The organism is Winogradskyella sp. HaHa_3_26 (assembly GCF_019278425.1).
GTDB classification, from domain to species: domain Bacteria; phylum Bacteroidota; class Bacteroidia; order Flavobacteriales; family Flavobacteriaceae; genus Winogradskyella; species Winogradskyella undariae.
Window position 1 is genome coordinate 3,210,570 of sequence record NZ_CP058981.1, and the last position, 16,606, is coordinate 3,227,175.

Annotated in this window: 7 protein-coding genes; 6 read left to right on the plus strand and 1 reads right to left on the minus strand. The window is 35.7% G+C overall.

Translation table 11 applies throughout. The features are described 5' to 3' along the window. Positions 1-369 precede the first annotated feature (369 nt). The 4 genes from H0I32_RS13880 (at position 370) to H0I32_RS13895 (ending at position 10,446) form a co-directional block, all read left to right on the plus strand. Positions 370-3,435 (plus strand): T9SS-dependent choice-of-anchor J family protein, encoded by a 3,066-nt coding sequence (locus H0I32_RS13880; protein WP_179314538.1) that lies wholly within the window; start codon positions 370-372, stop codon positions 3,433-3,435. Positions 3,436-3,563: 128 nt separating this feature from the next. Then, entirely contained in the window at positions 3,564-7,583 is a 4,020-nt protein-coding gene (locus H0I32_RS13885) for a choice-of-anchor L domain-containing protein (protein WP_179314537.1), read from the plus strand. A gap of 35 nt (positions 7,584-7,618) precedes the next feature. After that, positions 7,619-8,524 carry a type IX secretion system membrane protein PorP/SprF gene (locus tag H0I32_RS13890; RefSeq protein WP_173588453.1) on the plus strand — a complete coding sequence of 302 codons (906 nt, stop codon included), beginning with the start codon at positions 7,619-7,621 and terminating at the stop codon, positions 8,522-8,524. 20 nt (positions 8,525-8,544) lie between these two features. Then, entirely contained in the window at positions 8,545-10,446 is a 1,902-nt protein-coding gene (locus H0I32_RS13895) for an OmpA family protein (protein WP_218747078.1), read from the plus strand. Here the strand turns inward: H0I32_RS13895 and H0I32_RS13900 are convergent. Further along, complete coding sequence (locus H0I32_RS13900; RefSeq protein WP_179314404.1) at positions 10,427-10,570, minus strand: hypothetical protein; 144 nt, start codon at positions 10,568-10,570, stop codon at positions 10,427-10,429. The two genes, H0I32_RS13895 and H0I32_RS13900, sit on opposite strands and share 20 nt — an antisense overlap. Here H0I32_RS13900 and H0I32_RS18145 point away from each other — a divergent pair. Both H0I32_RS18145 and H0I32_RS13905 read left to right on the plus strand, forming a co-directional pair. Next, positions 10,561-10,686, plus strand: coding sequence for a hypothetical protein (locus tag H0I32_RS18145; RefSeq protein WP_411292369.1), 126 nt, complete (start codon positions 10,561-10,563; stop codon positions 10,684-10,686). The two genes, H0I32_RS13900 and H0I32_RS18145, sit on opposite strands and share 10 nt — an antisense overlap. Positions 10,687-10,894: 208 nt before the next feature. Then, a complete protein-coding gene (locus H0I32_RS13905; protein WP_256928771.1) occupies positions 10,895-16,363 on the plus strand; it encodes a choice-of-anchor L domain-containing protein in 5,469 nt (1,822 codons plus the stop codon). The last annotated feature ends 243 nt before the right edge of the window (positions 16,364-16,606 follow it).

The window sequence follows — 16,606 nt, forward strand, 5'->3', positions numbered from 1 at the left end:
GAGTCGTTTATATGTTAATTTTTTTGCTTGTTATTATTTTTTTTGAGGTAAGTACTACTTTGGTTGCTGTTATTTTTTTAAGATAAATTCAGGTAAAAGCTCGAAGTTTTACTTAATTCTCATTTATTTAGTAATATCTATTCATTTTTTACTGTAATTTATTTATTTTGTTAACAAGTTGTTTTACAGGTTGTTGTGCTAATTTTTTTTTATAAATTTTAACATGATTACCTTTTGATAACCCTTGAAATTCAAAAATAAGGAAGATAATGTTCAACTTGAGCTTCATAAGTTTAAAATATTTAATCCTCTTTAAGAAGATTCCGTTTTTAAACTCTAAAAAAACACTAACTATTTAATCTTGACTTTATGAAAAAAATTACTTTTCTATTTATTCTAATGATTGCTTTTTGTTGGCAGTCTAATGCTCAATTTACAGAGAGCTTTGAAACCGAAATACCAGCGACATGGACTGTTTTAGATTTTGCTAGTACAACATCGTGGGTTTGGGAAGGTTCACCAGAAAATGGTGCACAAGATGGTTCTTCCGTAGCAAAGATTGGATCTGGCTATCCTGATGCTAACGATGATTACTTAGTTACACCTCAAATTTCAGTGACTTCTGGTTTAAACGATAGGTTAACATTTTATGTAAAATCGAGAAGTGGTTTGTTTTTAGACCCTTATGAAGTATTATTGTCTACAGCCACAGCTACTGCTGCGGATTTTACTGTTATTCTACAGCCAGAAGGCGATGCTTCTGATGAATGGACTAAAGTGACTTTTGATCTATCTGCTTATAATGGGCAATCAATTTATGTTGCTATTAAATCAACGTCAAGTGATAATTGGGAGTTGTATGTAGATAATTTTGTGAATGACACATTTCCTGCATGTATGGAACCTACAGAATTAACCGTAGATGCTATTAGTACTACAACAGCAGATTTAGCTTGGACAGAGAACGGTACAGCTTCAGCATGGAATATAGAACTTGTAGATGTTACTGCAGGAGGATCTGTAACTGGTGTTCCAACATTCAGTGGCGTTACTAATCCTTATACGGCAACTAGTTTAGCGTCTGGTACCCAATATGAATTTTATGTGCAAGCCGATTGTGGTGTTGTTGATGGAGCTTCTATTTGGGGAGGTCCAATGTCGTTTACGACGGTTTGTGATACTTTTACAGCACCTTACACACAAAATTTTGAGAATTCAGGAGCTATTCCAGCTTGTTGGACAATGTCTAGCGATTCAGGACAAGAAGATTGGTTTTTTAGAGATTCTGGTCCAAGTCATGTAGGCGATGGAGGCGAGCTCTCAGGCAGTACATTATCAGATGGCTATTATGCTGTTTGTGATGCGTCTAGTAACCATGGTCTTCGATATTTAATGAGTCCTTTTGTAGATGTAAGTACATTAACTACGCCTGAATTACGTTTTTATGAAATTAGTAATGCTGAAGATTCTGAAAATGCACAACTAGATGTCGAAATTTGGGATGGAGCTACATGGAATCTTATGGCTACATTTGATAGCAATACAGATGGTTGGGAGTTAAAAATAATAGATATAAGTACGTTAACCTATACAGGACCAGCACAAGCTCGTTTTACTTTTTCAGAACCTAATGGCGGTAGTGATGATGATATTGCTATTGATGATGTAATTTTTGATAACCCTATACCTTGTATTTTTCCTGCGGATTTATCAGTTGTAAATGTTACTGCTACAACAGCAGATTTGGCATGGACAGAAACAGGTAGTGCAGCAGCTTGGAATATTGAAATCGTAAATATAACTGCTGGCGAAACAGTAACCGGTGTAGCAACACTAACAGGAGTTACCAACCCATATACAGCAACAGGTTTATTGCCAAATACCGTTTATGAATTTTATGTTCAATCCAATTGTGGTACCACCGATGGAAATTCGTCTTGGATAGGACCAGTGTCTATTATAACTGATTGTGAAGCTCTGACAGCGCCATATACAGAAGGTTTTGATAATGGTGGTGCTATACCAGAATGTTGGAGAATGTATAGTGATTCGGGAGAGGAAGATTGGATTTTTCAAGATTCAGGATTAAGTCATGTTGGTGATCATGGTGTCATAATAGGAAGTACAGCGACAGGAGGTTTCTATGCCGCAGCAGATGCTTCTCAGGATCATGGTCCTAGATATTTGTTGAGTCCTTTTGTAGATGTAAGTACATTGACAACACCAGCATTAAGTTTTTATGAAATAAGTAATTCTGAAGATTCAGAAAATGCACAACTAGATGTTGAAGTTTGGGATGGTGCAGCTTGGAATCTAATGGCAACTTATAATACAAATACAGTAGGTTGGGAATTGAAAACTTTAGACATTAGTGGTTTAACGTTTACCGGACCAGCACAAGCGCGTTTTACATATTCTGAAGTTATTGCCCCTGGTGATGTTGACGATGATATTGCTATTGATGATGTTACTTTTGGAGAGGCGCCTGCTTGTATGGCTCCTACAGATTTATCTGTATCTAATATTACATTGACTACAGCAGACGTCGCGTGGACAGCTAATGGTGCTGGTACTACTTGGAATATTGAAGTTGTTAATTTAACAGCAGGTGAAACAGCTACAGGAGTAGCAACAGTAACAGGAGTTACAAATCCGTATACTCTTACAGGTTTAACAGCTGATAACCATTACGAAGTTTATGTGCAGGCCGATTGTGGTACAGATGGTGTTTCTTTATGGGTAGGTCCGTATCCATTTGCAACTGCAATTATTCCTCCAGCTTGTGGTGGTATATTTGTAGATGGTGGTGGTAGCGATGGTAATTATTCGGAATCTGAATTTTCGTCTTCGACTATTCTTCCAGATTCAGCCGGAGAAGCCGTAACTATTACATTTACATATGTTGATATAGAGGTTGATACTTTTGGTACAGGTGAGCAAGATGGTTGTTATGACTACTTAACTATTTATAATGGGCCAGATAACACCTATCCTGTTTTAGCACAAACATTGTGTGGGCAAGACAGTAGTAATGGCGATAATACAATTGTAGCCGATAGTGAACTTCATGTTGGTGATTCTTTTACCTCTACAGATGCATCAGGAGCCTTAACTATTGAGTTTAGATCTAATCCTTATACTAATTTAACAGGTTGGGAAGCCACAGTGTCTTGTGCTACTTTAAGTATTGACGATCTGGTTAACGAATCTGCATTTACTTACTATCCTAATCCAGTTAAAAACACGTTGTCATTGAATGCTCAAAAAAGTATTGAAACTATAATAGTGTACAATATGTTGGGGCAAAAGGTGTTACATACAGCTCCTAATAGTATTGCAAGTGAGTTAGATATGTCTAGCTTAAGTACTGGTACTTATTTTGTTAAGGTTACTATTGAAAGTGTGACGCAAACGATACGCGTAATTAAACAATAAATTTATTAAAGCATACAGAAGCCACTTAATTTTACTATGTGGCTTTTGTTGTTTTTATTGATTTAGGGTTTAACAGTTGTCTGTTTAAAAATTGACTAATTTTTTTATCGAATTAAATAAAAAATAAAATGAAAAAGAATATCTTCAAACTGACCTTTTTAGCTTTCTGTTTGCTTGGGAGTTCAATAGCTTTATGTCAAACCATACCCTCACCAGTTGGGGTGTCTTGTTCTTCTAATAATTCTACTTACGTATTTACAGAAGAATTTGATGATTCTGATGGATGGGTAGGGGATATCACAACTAATAATATTGGTGGTAATTGGGAAGTGCCAGGTAATTCTGATAGTAGTGGAACCGGGCCAAGTTCAGCATTTAGTGGTTCACATTATATGAATTATGAAGCATCAGGTAATGTTAACCAGGCCTCATCATCAATAATTAGTCCCGTTATTGATCTTACTACAGCTACAGATGGGGCAGAATTGTCTTTTTATCTGCATGCTTATGGTGATAATATGGGAGAATTAGAAGTTGGGGTTTCTACTTCAATTTCGGGTCCCTTTACAAATGTATTTACATGGACAGGTGAATTACAGACTTCTAGTTCTGAAGCTTGGGTTCCGGTAGGTGTTAATTTGGATGCTTATCTCGGACAATCTATATATCTTGAATTTAAGAATACACGAGCTACTTTTAGTGGTCGAGCAGACATGTCTATCGATTTAGTCCGTGTAGAAACCTGTGGGACATTTTGTATTTCACCAACACTATCTCTTAACTATGTGAATTCTAATGCTTCAAGTGCATCCGCTAGTTTTTATTGGGACGCAAATGATAGTGAAACGTCTTGGGAGTATGTTGTACAACCTTCAGGATCTGGTATTCCAGCTTCGGGTATAGTGTCTACAGTAACCAATATTATTGCAAATGATTTATTGTTTGGAACGGCGTATGAAGTATATGTAAGAGCAAATTGTACCAATGGGAATAGTATTTGGGCAGGCCCCTTAACTTTTACGACGCCTATACAAACGAATTTTATAGTAGATTGTAGTGCAGGTCCTTTAGTCGAGTCACTGTGTTATGGAGATGGAGGCGTGACTAATCCTGAAGTATTTACTTTTACGAGTACAGATGGTACCCCTTTAACATTAACTTTTCAGTCTGGTTATGTTCAACAAGGCTGGGATCCATTGGTTGTTATTGATACTGATGGCTCTTCTATAGTTGCTTTTGAGGATTATTTTTTCGGAGACGAAGGTGATTTAACAGGTGTGACCTATACGTCTACAGGAAATAGAATTTCTTTTTATGTTGCTTCAGATGATTTTGTACCATCAAGTTGTGCTAATGGAGATGATCCTATGAGAGGCGGTATTACTTATACCGTTAATTGTGCTACCTGTACAAATTCAGAATCAACCTTTACAATAGTAGATGATTGTGATACTGGTGATCAGTTTTTATTAGATGTTAATGTTACCTCTTTAGGTACTGCTTCATCATTAACTTTATCTAATAACATAGATTTAAATACGACCACTATAAATGCCGTTGGAACTTATCAAATAGGACCATTTCCTTTCCTTACCGATGTCATCTATACTTTAAGTAATGATCAAGATATTAATTGTGTATATGATAGTTTACCCATAGAGGTAAGAGCTTGTCTCCCTGACAATGATGAGTGTTTAAATGCAGAAATAGCAGTAGTAAATACAGGTGATGATTGTACGCTATTAAATTATGGGACTATATTATCTGCAACGCCATCTAATGTCTCAGGAACATCTTGTGAAGGAGACCCAGATGATGATGTGTGGTTTCAGTTTGTCGCTTTAAATGATATTCAAATCATAGAGTTTATAAATATTGTAGAAAACGAAGTATCTTCAGGTCTTAATCATGCCGTTTACGAAGGTGCTTGTGGGAGTCTTAATGAATTGTATTGTTCAGATTCAAACTCTAGTGTTACCCCTCAATTGACCATTGGTGACACTTACTATATTAGAGTATTCTCAGCAGGCTCTGAAGATGAAAACGTCACTTTTGATTTATGTATAAGAAAAGGTTTTAATAGTATAGAAGTAAGCGATAATGTATATACTGTAGACGAATTAGTACGCGATATCTTGTTTAATAGTCCCTGTGCTCAAGTCTCTAATATTACTTATTCTACAGGTATTAATTTTAATGATAGTCAGCCTAATGGTATTGGTTATTTCTCTATGGATGGTGATGGTTTTCCTTTTGAGCAAGGCCTATTATTAAGCACAGGACATGTTGTAGAGGCCGCAGGACCCAATGATGAATTAATAAATTCGGGAGGAACATCGTGGCCTGGAGATTCTGATTTAGACGATCTTTTAGGGGTATCCTCTAGAAATGCAACTATAATTGAATTTGATTTTGTGCCATTATCAAACACTATCAGTTTTGATTTTATGATGGCTTCAGAAGAATACACAGGCGCAACAGGCGGAACAGATGAGTGTACGTATTCGGATGCTTTTGCTTTTCTCTTAACGGATGCAGAAAACAATACCACCAATTTAGCTGTTATTCCGGGGACTACAACACCGATTTTAACAACAAATATTCATCCAGAAAATGCGTCTTGTCCAGCGATTAATGAGGAGTATTTTGGAGAATACATCACTGAAGATTTACCACCAATGAATTTTAATGGTAGAACCGTTGTTTTTACAGCTCAATCTCCTGTGGTTATTGGGGAAACCTACCATATTAAATTGGTTGTAGCAGATGATACAGATACACAATACGATACCGGTATTTTTCTTAAGTCAGGTAGTTTTGATATTGGAGAGTTAGACTTAGGTGATGATATTACTATTGAAGCAGGTACAGCAAGTTGTTTAAATGAACCTATGGTTTTAGACACCAACTTGCCAAATCTTGAACATTATTGGTTTAAAAATGGGTTACTTCTTGCAGATGCTACAGGATCTGTTATAACGGCTACAGAACCAGGAGTCTATACAGCGCAAGTCATATTTTCTAGTAACTGTATTCTTAGTGATGAAATTGTCGTTGAGTTTTTGTCTGTCCCAGTCGCTAATCCAGCCATTGATTTAATAGAATGTTCAACAACCAATCAAGCGCTATTTAACCTTGAAGAGAATGACAGTTATATTTTAGGATCTCAGAATGCTTCAGATTATTCTATAACCTATCATGTTTCAGAACAAGATGCTATAGATCAGTTAAGTCCATTACCATCTGTTTATAGTAACATTTCAAATCCTCAAGTTGTTTATGCGAGAATAGAAGATAATAATTCGGGATGTTTTTCTACAACCTCATTTTCTCTAATGACTACAGCTCCCTCACATACAGCGTTGAGTGTAGATTTTATAGCATGCGATTTTGATAATGATGGCTTTGCTAGTTTTAATTTAGAGGATCATGATTTCGAAATTCTTAACGGTCAAGAAGCTTCTCAATATCATGTGTCTTATTACACCTCAGAAGCCGAAGCTATATCCGCTACAAATGCACTGTCAGGTTCTTATGACAGTACTGGTGAAACTCTATTTGTAAGAGTAGAGTCTGTCGATTTCTCAGATTGTTATGTTACCAATAGCTTTGATTTAATCATTGGCAATCAGCCGATAACCAATTTTTCATCAGATGTAGATTATGAAGTCTGTTCTAATGCTTCATCTCCCATAGATATTGAAGCCATTCCTGAAAATTATTCATTATCTGAAGTGTCTATAAGCTGGTATCGAGATGGTGGTTTAATTGCTGATGAAACTAGTTTGACTCTCCCTGTTTTAGAAGCTGGATTATATGAGATTGAAGTCCTATTTAATGCTACAGGATGTATAGGTGTTGCTGAGTTTACAATAATAGAGTTAGAGACTTGTGTTTTCCCAGAAGGTATTTCACCAGGTGTTACACCAGGTCAAAATGATACTTTTGACTTAAGCAGTTTTGGAGTCACTAAGCTAGAAATATTTAATAGATACGGAACACTTGTATATTCTAAAGATAATTATAGAAATGAGTGGCACGGTCAAACAAACGATGGGGATGATTTACCTGTAGGCACTTATTTCTACACCGTTATTTATGAAGGTGGAGCAAAATCTAAAAGTGCTTGGGTTTATATTAACAGATAATCAAAATAAAAAACTAATCGAATCAAATACTTATAATGAAAAAACTCACTATTATAGTGGTCTTGCTTTTAGCATTTAAAATGCACGGACAACAAGACCCTCAGTACACGCAGTACATGTATAATATGAACATCGTAAATCCTGCTTATGCAGGATCAAAAGAAAATCTTTCTTTTGGACTATTATACAGAAATCAATGGACTAAGATTGATGGGGGACCTGAAACAGGAACATTTTTTGGACATACACCACTTGGTAATAACCTAGGCTTAGGTCTGTCTTTAATCTCAGATCATATTGGGCCAGTTACAGAAACCAATGCTTATGTAGATCTTTCATACACTCTAAAGCTTGGCGGTGAACACCGCCTTGCCTTTGGTGTAAAAGCCGGTGCTACATTTCATGATATCGGTTTAACAAGTTTAGATGTTGTAGATCCAACTGATGCATTCTTTTCTCAAGATGTTAATGAGGTCACTCCAAACGTTGGTGCTGGATTATTTTACTATACCGATAAATACTATGTGTCTTTATCTGCACCTAACTTATTATCATCAGTGCATTTAGATGCAAATGGTTATAAAATAGGATCTGAAACGCAACACTACTTCTTATCTGGTGGTTATGTGTTTGATATTTCACCTAATACAGAACTTAAACCTTCTGTAATGGTAAAATCTGCTTTTGATGCACCGACGTCTTTTGATGTTAACTTAAATGCTAGATTCTTTAAGAAATTTGAAATAGGAGCTTCTTACAGATTAGATGATTCGTTTTCTGGTTTAGTAAACTTTGCTATTACACCGTCTGTAAGAATTGGTTACGCATACGATGCTATAACATCAGACATTAAAGCGTACGCGCCTGCATCTCATGAGATCATGTTATTATTTGATCTTAATTTCCCAAAACGTGTTTCTCGTTCACCTAGATACTTTTAATCAGTTAAGCTAAAACAATTATGAAAAACTTTAATACATTATTACTTATTACGTTGATGAGTGGCTTTTGCTTAACTGCTCAAAACAAAGACACAAAAAAAGCAGATAAACATTTTGACCGTTACGAATTTGTAAAGGCTGTAGATGATTATAATAAGCTTGTTGAAAAAGGAAAGGCAGACAGCTATGTTTACGGACAATTAGCAGAAAGTTATTATAACATTTTTAATACCGTAGAAGCAGAACGCTGGTATGCTAAAGCTTTAGGAACTTCAAGTGATCCTGAAATGGTTTTTAAGTACTCACAAATGCTTAAGGCTAATGGAAAGTATGAAGCATCTAATGTGCAAATGGATAAGTTTGCAACCTTGCGCCCTGCTGATAATAGAGCTACAGCTTATAGAGCAAACCCTGATTACCTCCCTAAAATTTTAGAACAAGGTAAAAAGTTTAATGTGCAAAATGCAGATTATAACTCTGAACAGTCAGACTTTGGTGGACTAACGAATGATGGTAAATTATACATTACTTCTGGTCGTAATGATCATAGAAAAAACTATGGTTGGAATGATCAACCGTTTTTAGATATCTATACCATTACTAAAAATACAGATGGTACTTCTCAAGAAGCTACATTAGCAAACGATGAGATCAATACAAAATACCATGAAGGTTTAGTCTCTTTTTCTCCAGATGGTAAAACAATGTATTTTTCAAGAGAAAGTTATTTTGAAAAAGACTACGAAAAAGATTCAATTAGCAGCGCTAGATTTAGTCAACTTTATTTATTTAAAGCCACTAAATTAGGTGATGATTGGGATACTGTAGAACCTTTAGCTATTAACAGTGAAAACTATTCTGTAAAAAATCCTTCAGTAAGTGCCGATGGAAAAACAATATACTTTGCCTCTAATATGCCAGGTGGATATGGAAACTTTGATATCTACAAAGCTCCTATTAATATAGATGGTACTTTAGGAGCACCTGTTAACATGGGACAAAAAGTAAATACTGAAGCACAAGAAATGTTCCCATATATCAGTAGTAACAATACATTATATTTCTCATCTAACGGGCATTTAGGTCTTGGTGGATTAGATGTGTTTTATACAAAAGAAATCGATGGTAAAATGGCTACAATTCGTAATGTTGGAGTTCCTATAAACAGTAATACTGATGATTTTGCCTTTATAATTGACGAAGAAAATGACCAAGGTTTAGTATCTTCTAACAGAGCTGGCGGAAAAGGAAGTGATGATATTTATGAATTTAAAAAACTACAACCTCTTTGTGATGTATTAGTTAATGCTACAGTTTTAGATGATAAAACACGTGAGCCAATTGCAGGTGCAACAGTAACATTATTTGATGCAGAAGGTAATAAGGTTGTTTCTAAAACATCAAACGCAGAAGGTCTTGTTGAATTCATGATAGAATGTGAAGAAAACACAGAATTAGAAGTTGTGAAAGATGGTTTTGACAGTAAAAAAGTACAAGTCAAAGGAACTAACGAAGAAGAAAACAATGTTCAGATTTCTTTAGATCCTATCGAAAAATTAATCTTAGCTGAAACAATAGATTTAGCTCCGATTTTCTTCGAATTTGATAAGTCAAACATTACAGCACAAGCAGCATTTGAATTGGATAAATTGGTTCAGATTATGAACAAATATCCTGAAATGAAAATTTATGCAACCTCTCATACAGATTCTAGAGGACCTGAATCTTATAATACAGGTCTTTCTGATCGTAGAGCTAAAACTACGGTACAGTATGTAATCTCTAAAGGTATTGACGCATCTCGTATTACAGGTGAAGGTAAAGGTGAAACAGAACCTAAAGTAGATTGTTTTACTGGATGTACTAAAGCACAACACGCTGAAAACAGACGTTCTGAATTTATTATTGTAGATCCTCTATAACAATAATTAAAGCGATAAGTTGTGAAAGAAAAATTAGAACATCATCATCATCATCATCATCATCATCATCATTGGTTGAAATTTGAATTAATTGAATTCTGTAAGAACAATGAATTGTGTACACAGGGCAATAAAATTCAGCTTAAAGAACGAATTGAAGCCTTTTTCAATACAAAAGAAAAAAATGAGATGTTTAAGTCTTTATTAAAAAACAAGCGCAGAATAATAAGAAAAAAATAAGTAAGTGTAAGGTTATTCGTCTTTTAACTTATTTTAATTCTAGGGTGCTTAAGCTTTCTAAGCTGAGCACCTTTAAATGATTAGCTTTCCATCTGACACATTATTTATGTTATACTATACCACTAACTCATGTCGCTAACGGAGGGAGTGTATTTATTCCAATTCTATTAATAAGCGGCTTTACTATTTATTTTAAAATCAATTTAGAGTGAAAAAAATTATATGCATATTTATGTTTTTAGTTATTAAAGTAGGATTCTCGCAAGATCTTTTAATGCAAGATGGCACCTTTAATCGCTGTGCTCCAGATTTCTTTTATGATTCAGGTGGAGCATTAGATTCTTATTCAGATAATGAAAGTTATGTCACTACGATATGTCCAGAAAATAGTGGTGATCGTCTTAACGTTAATTTCGTCGAATTTTTAACACAACTTAATGTAGATTTTTTAACCATTTATGATGGTGATGATGTATCGGCTGATATTATTGGAGTATATACGGGGGTTTCTTCACCTGGTTTTGTTTCGGCATCAGAAAGTAATATTTCAGGCTGTTTAACTTTTGCGTTTACAAGTAATGAAACAGGAACTATAAATGGATGGAAGGCAGAACTATTGTGTATTACACCTTGTCAGGAAATTACGCCGTTAATTAATAATACAACACCTGCACCAAATGAATCTGGTGTAATTGGTATATTACCAGGGGAAACGGTTAATTTTTTAGGAAGCGCAATATTTCCTTTGGATGACTCAGGCGCCACTTATGACTGGGATTTTGGAGATGGAAATACAGCAACAGGAACAGAAGTTTCAAATACATTTTCAACTGATGGTACTTTTATCGTAACATTAACAGTTGCCGATAGTAATCCATTAGGGTGTTCTGAAGTTACAACAATTCCTGTTTTTGTCATGGGGCCTAATGTCATAATAGATCAAACTATATTTACTCCAGAAGAGTTAATTGCTGACGTGCTAATTAATAGTCCTTGTGCCTCTGTGTCTGATGTCACTTGGTCTACAGGCTCGAGTATTACTAGCTCTCAGCCTAATGGTATTGGCTACTTTTTTGGAGATGGATTAAGTTTTCCTTTTAGTGATGGGATTCTTTTAAGTTCAGGCGAGGCCAGTGATGCAAGAGGGCCTAATAATCTTAGTTTAAGTAATGGTTCTAATGTTTGGGGTGGAGACGATGAATTAGATGCAGCTTTGGGTGTCAATTCTCATAATGCTACATTTATCCAATTCAATTTTATTCCTTTAGCAGATACTATAAATTTTGAGTTTTTAATGGCTTCAGAAGAGTATGATATGGGCTCTTTTGAGTGTATCTATTCAGATGCTTTCGCTTTTTTATTAACAGATTCCGATGGTAATGTTTCTAATTTAGCCGTAATTCCAGAGACCAACTTACCTGTATTGGTGACTAATATTCACCCTGATAATGGAGAAAGTTGTGGAGGGGCAAATGAGGACTATTTTGGGGAATATATACCCTACAATCAACCACCAATAGCATTTGATGGTAGAACCGCAGTATTTACAGCACAATCTGCTGTTGTCCCTGGAGAAAATTATACTATAAAATTAGTCATTGCTGATGATAGAGATAATAATTATGATTCAGGAGTATTTCTAAAAGCAGGAAGCTTTGATTTAGGAGGTGATTTAGGTGATGATATTACTATTGAAGCAGGTAGTGCACAATGTGGAGGAGCAGAAATTATATTAGATACCTCAGCACCTTTCGCAGATCATGTTTGGTATTACGCTGCAGATCCTTCAGTACCAAATAATAGAATAGAGATTGAAGGGGAAACAAGTTCTATGCTTACAGTGACAGAAACGGGTCTATACTCGGTAGATGTAGCGTTTGGGGCCATATGTCAATTTTCAGATTCTATTTTAGTTGAGTTTATAGAGAATCCAGTAGTAAATCTAGCTCCAGATTTGGTTATATGTAGTAGTACCGGTACTGAAGAATTTAATTTGTCTGACAATAATGATCATGTATTAGGCGAACAAAGTTCTGAAGCATACACCGTTACCTACCATCTTACCGAAGACGATGCAATTGCTAATTTAAATCCGTTACCAGACCTTTACACTAACGTGTCTAATCCGCAAACTCTGTGGGTGCGATTAGCAGATGTATCTCAAACCTGTGTCGTAACGACCTCATTTGAGTTGTTTGTAGTTTTGGCTCCAGATATCAACGCTGTATCAGATTTAGAGACCTGCGATGATGAATTAAATGATGGATTAGCAACTTTTGAATTAGGCGATCAAACAGCTACAATTTTAGGATCACAAGCTGCGGCAAATTTTGAAGTCACTTATTATTTAACAGCAGAAGATGCTGATTTAGGAAGCAACGCTTTACCGCTAACATATACTAATACTGTAAATTCACAACCTATTTATGTAAGAGTAGCGCGTATTGGAGATTCAGGATGTTATAATTCGTCAGCAACACCATTATTTAATTTGGTTGTTCATACCAGAGCATTGGCCACAGCTCCAATAGATTTAGACATGTGTGATGATGTTAGTGGAGATGGGATTGCGACGTTTAACTTAAGTCATCAAGAAGCAGCAATCTTAGGAGCACAAGATGCTTCTGTTTTTGATGTTAGTTTTCATGCTAGTCAAGATGATGCAGAAAATAATGTTGGAGTCTTACCAACGAGTTATGAAAATACAAGTTCACCAAATACACAAACGATTTATGTTCGAGTAGAAGATCCATTATATCCAAGTTGTTATGCAACGACATCTTTTAATTTAATAGTTAATTCATTACCTGTGATCACTGATCCATCAGCCTTAGAAGTTTGTGACGATGGTACACCGGATGGTCTTACTGAAATGGATTTAAGTTTGAAGAATTCAGAAATCACAGGAGACAATCCAGATTATACAATTACTTACTATGCGTCAATAACAGAAGCAGAATTAGGTACTAATCCATTACCAACGCTGTATACAAATACAAGTAATGGGCAATTTATTTTCGCACGCGTAGAAGATAACACTACAGGATGTTATGCGACAACGCGGTTAGAATTAGTTGTGCAACAAGCCCCTGTAGCTTATACACCCCAACCTCTTATTTATTGTGATCCAGATAACGATGGATATGGGATATTTATGCTTAGTGATTTAGACGCTGAAATTACTGGAGGTGCTTCAGGATTAGATGTTACTTATCATGAAACACAAATCAATGCAGATACTGGAGTAAATGCGATAGATACCTCTTTTGATTATGAAAATATTGTTCAAGATGCTCAAACCTTATACGCACGTATTGAAAGCTCAACAATAACTACAGCCTGTGCTACGATTGTTGTCGTAGAATTGATAGTAGAAGAAACCCCACAATTAACAGTACCAAGCGCACTAGAATTTTGTGATGACATATCATCAGCAGATGGATCTATTAGTTTTGATCTTACAAGTAAAACGTCAGAAGTATTAAACGGTCAAGATGAGACGCAATACCTTCTTAGTTATTATACCAGTGAATCTGATGCAGAGTCAGGGACTGATGTAATTGCTAATCCTTCAGCTTATACTAATAGTGTTCCTTTTAATCAAATTATATGGATAAGAGTGGAATATCATACAAGTGCAGGAGGGTGTTATAAAATAACAAGTTTAGAATTAATCGTTAATCCTTTACCTGTTGCAATCCAGCCGACACAATTAAGTTTATGTGATGACTTAGGAGAAACACCAGGAGATGAGTTTACAGTTTTTGATTTAACCGTTAAAGATGATGAAATTACAGGAGGTAATGGAAGTTTGTCAGTAGCGTATTATGAAACTAATGCTGATGCACAGTCTCAAATCAATGTTATTGAAGACCCAACACAATATACTAATACCTCTGTAGATGGATTAAATGCGAACCCACAAACGCTTTATGCGGTAGTTACGGATACAAATACAGGTTGTGTAGATTATGTAACATTGACCATCCGTGTATTACCAAATCCAACGCCAACACCAAGTGAAGATATTCCAAACATCGAGTTATGTGATGATGTAAATACAGGAGATGGTGTAGCGGTTTTTGATCTAACAGAAAATGAAGTTTTAATTCTAAACGGAGAAGCAGGTGTAACGGCAAGTTATTATGAAACTCAGCAAGATGCGAATACTGACTCTAATGAAATACCCGATCCAACACAGTACACTAATATAGATACGCCAGAACAAGAGATCTATGTAAGAATAACAAGAAACAGTACAGGTTGTTATTCATTAGTAGACTTTACTATTGTAGTGCATCCTTTACCAACAGTCGTTCCTGTTACAGATATTGTACAATGTGAATTGTTTACTGACGGAATAGATAGTTTTGATTTAGCCACAAAAGATGAAGAAGTCTTAGGCGTTCAAGATGCTACAGAATTCAGCGTGAGTTATCACGAAAGTTTAGCTGATGCAGAAGCAGGAGAAAATGGATTATTAAGTCCTTTTAGTAACACAAGTAACCCACAAGAAATCTTTGTTAGAATCACAAACAATGAAACAGGTTGTTCAATCAGTACACAACGTTTTTATATTGAAGTAGATGAGGCGGCACAAGCCAACCCGGATATAAATCCAATATTATATGAGATATGTGATGATGATATTGATGTAGATTATACCAATGGTAGTGCTCAATTCGATTTAACCACGATGGATGAAGATATTTTAGACCTTCAGGATCCTTTAAATTATATTGTAACCTATTATGGGACTCAAGAAGATGCGGATTTAAAAGAGAATCCATTACCAACCTTGTATGAAAACACGGTAAATCCACAAGTGATTTATGCAAGAGTCGATAATGACACCCCAGATGCGGTAACGGGTAACGACACTTCTATCTGTTATGCTGTAGCCGAATTAACCTTGGAAGTTAATCCATTACCAGATTTAGATTTAGACGATCGTTATATTCTTTGTATCAATACTAACGCTACAGAAGTATTAGGGCCTTTAGTTATAGATACTTATTTATCAGCTGCAGATTACAGTTTTGTATGGTATTTTAATGCTGTAGAAATGGCAGGCGAAACAGGACCGAGTATAGTTCCATTAGAAGAAGGAACCTATAGCGTTGCTGTTACTGATATCAGTACATCAAGTGAGACTAATTGCGTTATCAGTGATCGTACAGAAGTTATAGAAAGTGAGCCGCCAAGTGTAACCATAGAACTCTTAACACAAGCTTTTGCCGATAATCACGTTTTAAAGGCGACAGCAGTAGGAATCGGAGTCTATGAGTTCAGTTTAGATGGCGGTCCATGGCAAGACTCAGGGATCTTTAGCAACGTATCATCAGGAGATCATGAGATCACTGCAAGAGATAGAAACGGATGTGGATTGAGATCATCATCTAAGTTTGTACTAGATTATCCATTGTATTTCACCCCAAATGGAGATGGAGCTCATGAAACTTGGAACATTGAAGGTATTGGTGATAGTGCTGAGATCTATATTTATGATAGATACGGTAAGCTGCTAAAACAGTTAAGTCCAGATGGTGATGGCTGGGACGGCACGTATAACGGTAAACTGATGCCAACAGATGGATATTGGTTTACAGTAGAATACGATGAGCCAAGTACAGGCGAACGTAAAGTATTTAAAGCTCATTTTACATTGAAACGCTAAAGTAAATTTAAATTAAGAAAAAGCCTGAACATTTAATTATGTTCAGGCTTTTTCTATTTATTTTAAAACGTTAACAATTTGCGCTATAAAGAATAGCCACTTTTCTGGCTACTACCTAAACATTATTAGTAACTGTTGCAGGTTGAACGCGTGTTGAAACTCCGTTTGATATTGTTGATAGGGGCCTGGTTTTATTTCTCTATGGCTTATGGAAGTCCTTGGGCGTTTATGAATGCGCTACCG

Coding starts and splice junctions, on each gene's coding strand:
- H0I32_RS13890 (WP_173588453.1), top strand. CDS start 7,619: ATGAAAAAACTCACTATTATAGTGGTCTTGCTTTTAGCATTTAAAATG.
- H0I32_RS13880 (WP_179314538.1), top strand. CDS start 370: ATGAAAAAAATTACTTTTCTATTTATTCTAATGATTGCTTTTTGTTGG.
- H0I32_RS13895 (WP_218747078.1), top strand. CDS start 8,545: ATGAAAAACTTTAATACATTATTACTTATTACGTTGATGAGTGGCTTT.
- H0I32_RS13885 (WP_179314537.1), top strand. CDS start 3,564: ATGAAAAAGAATATCTTCAAACTGACCTTTTTAGCTTTCTGTTTGCTT.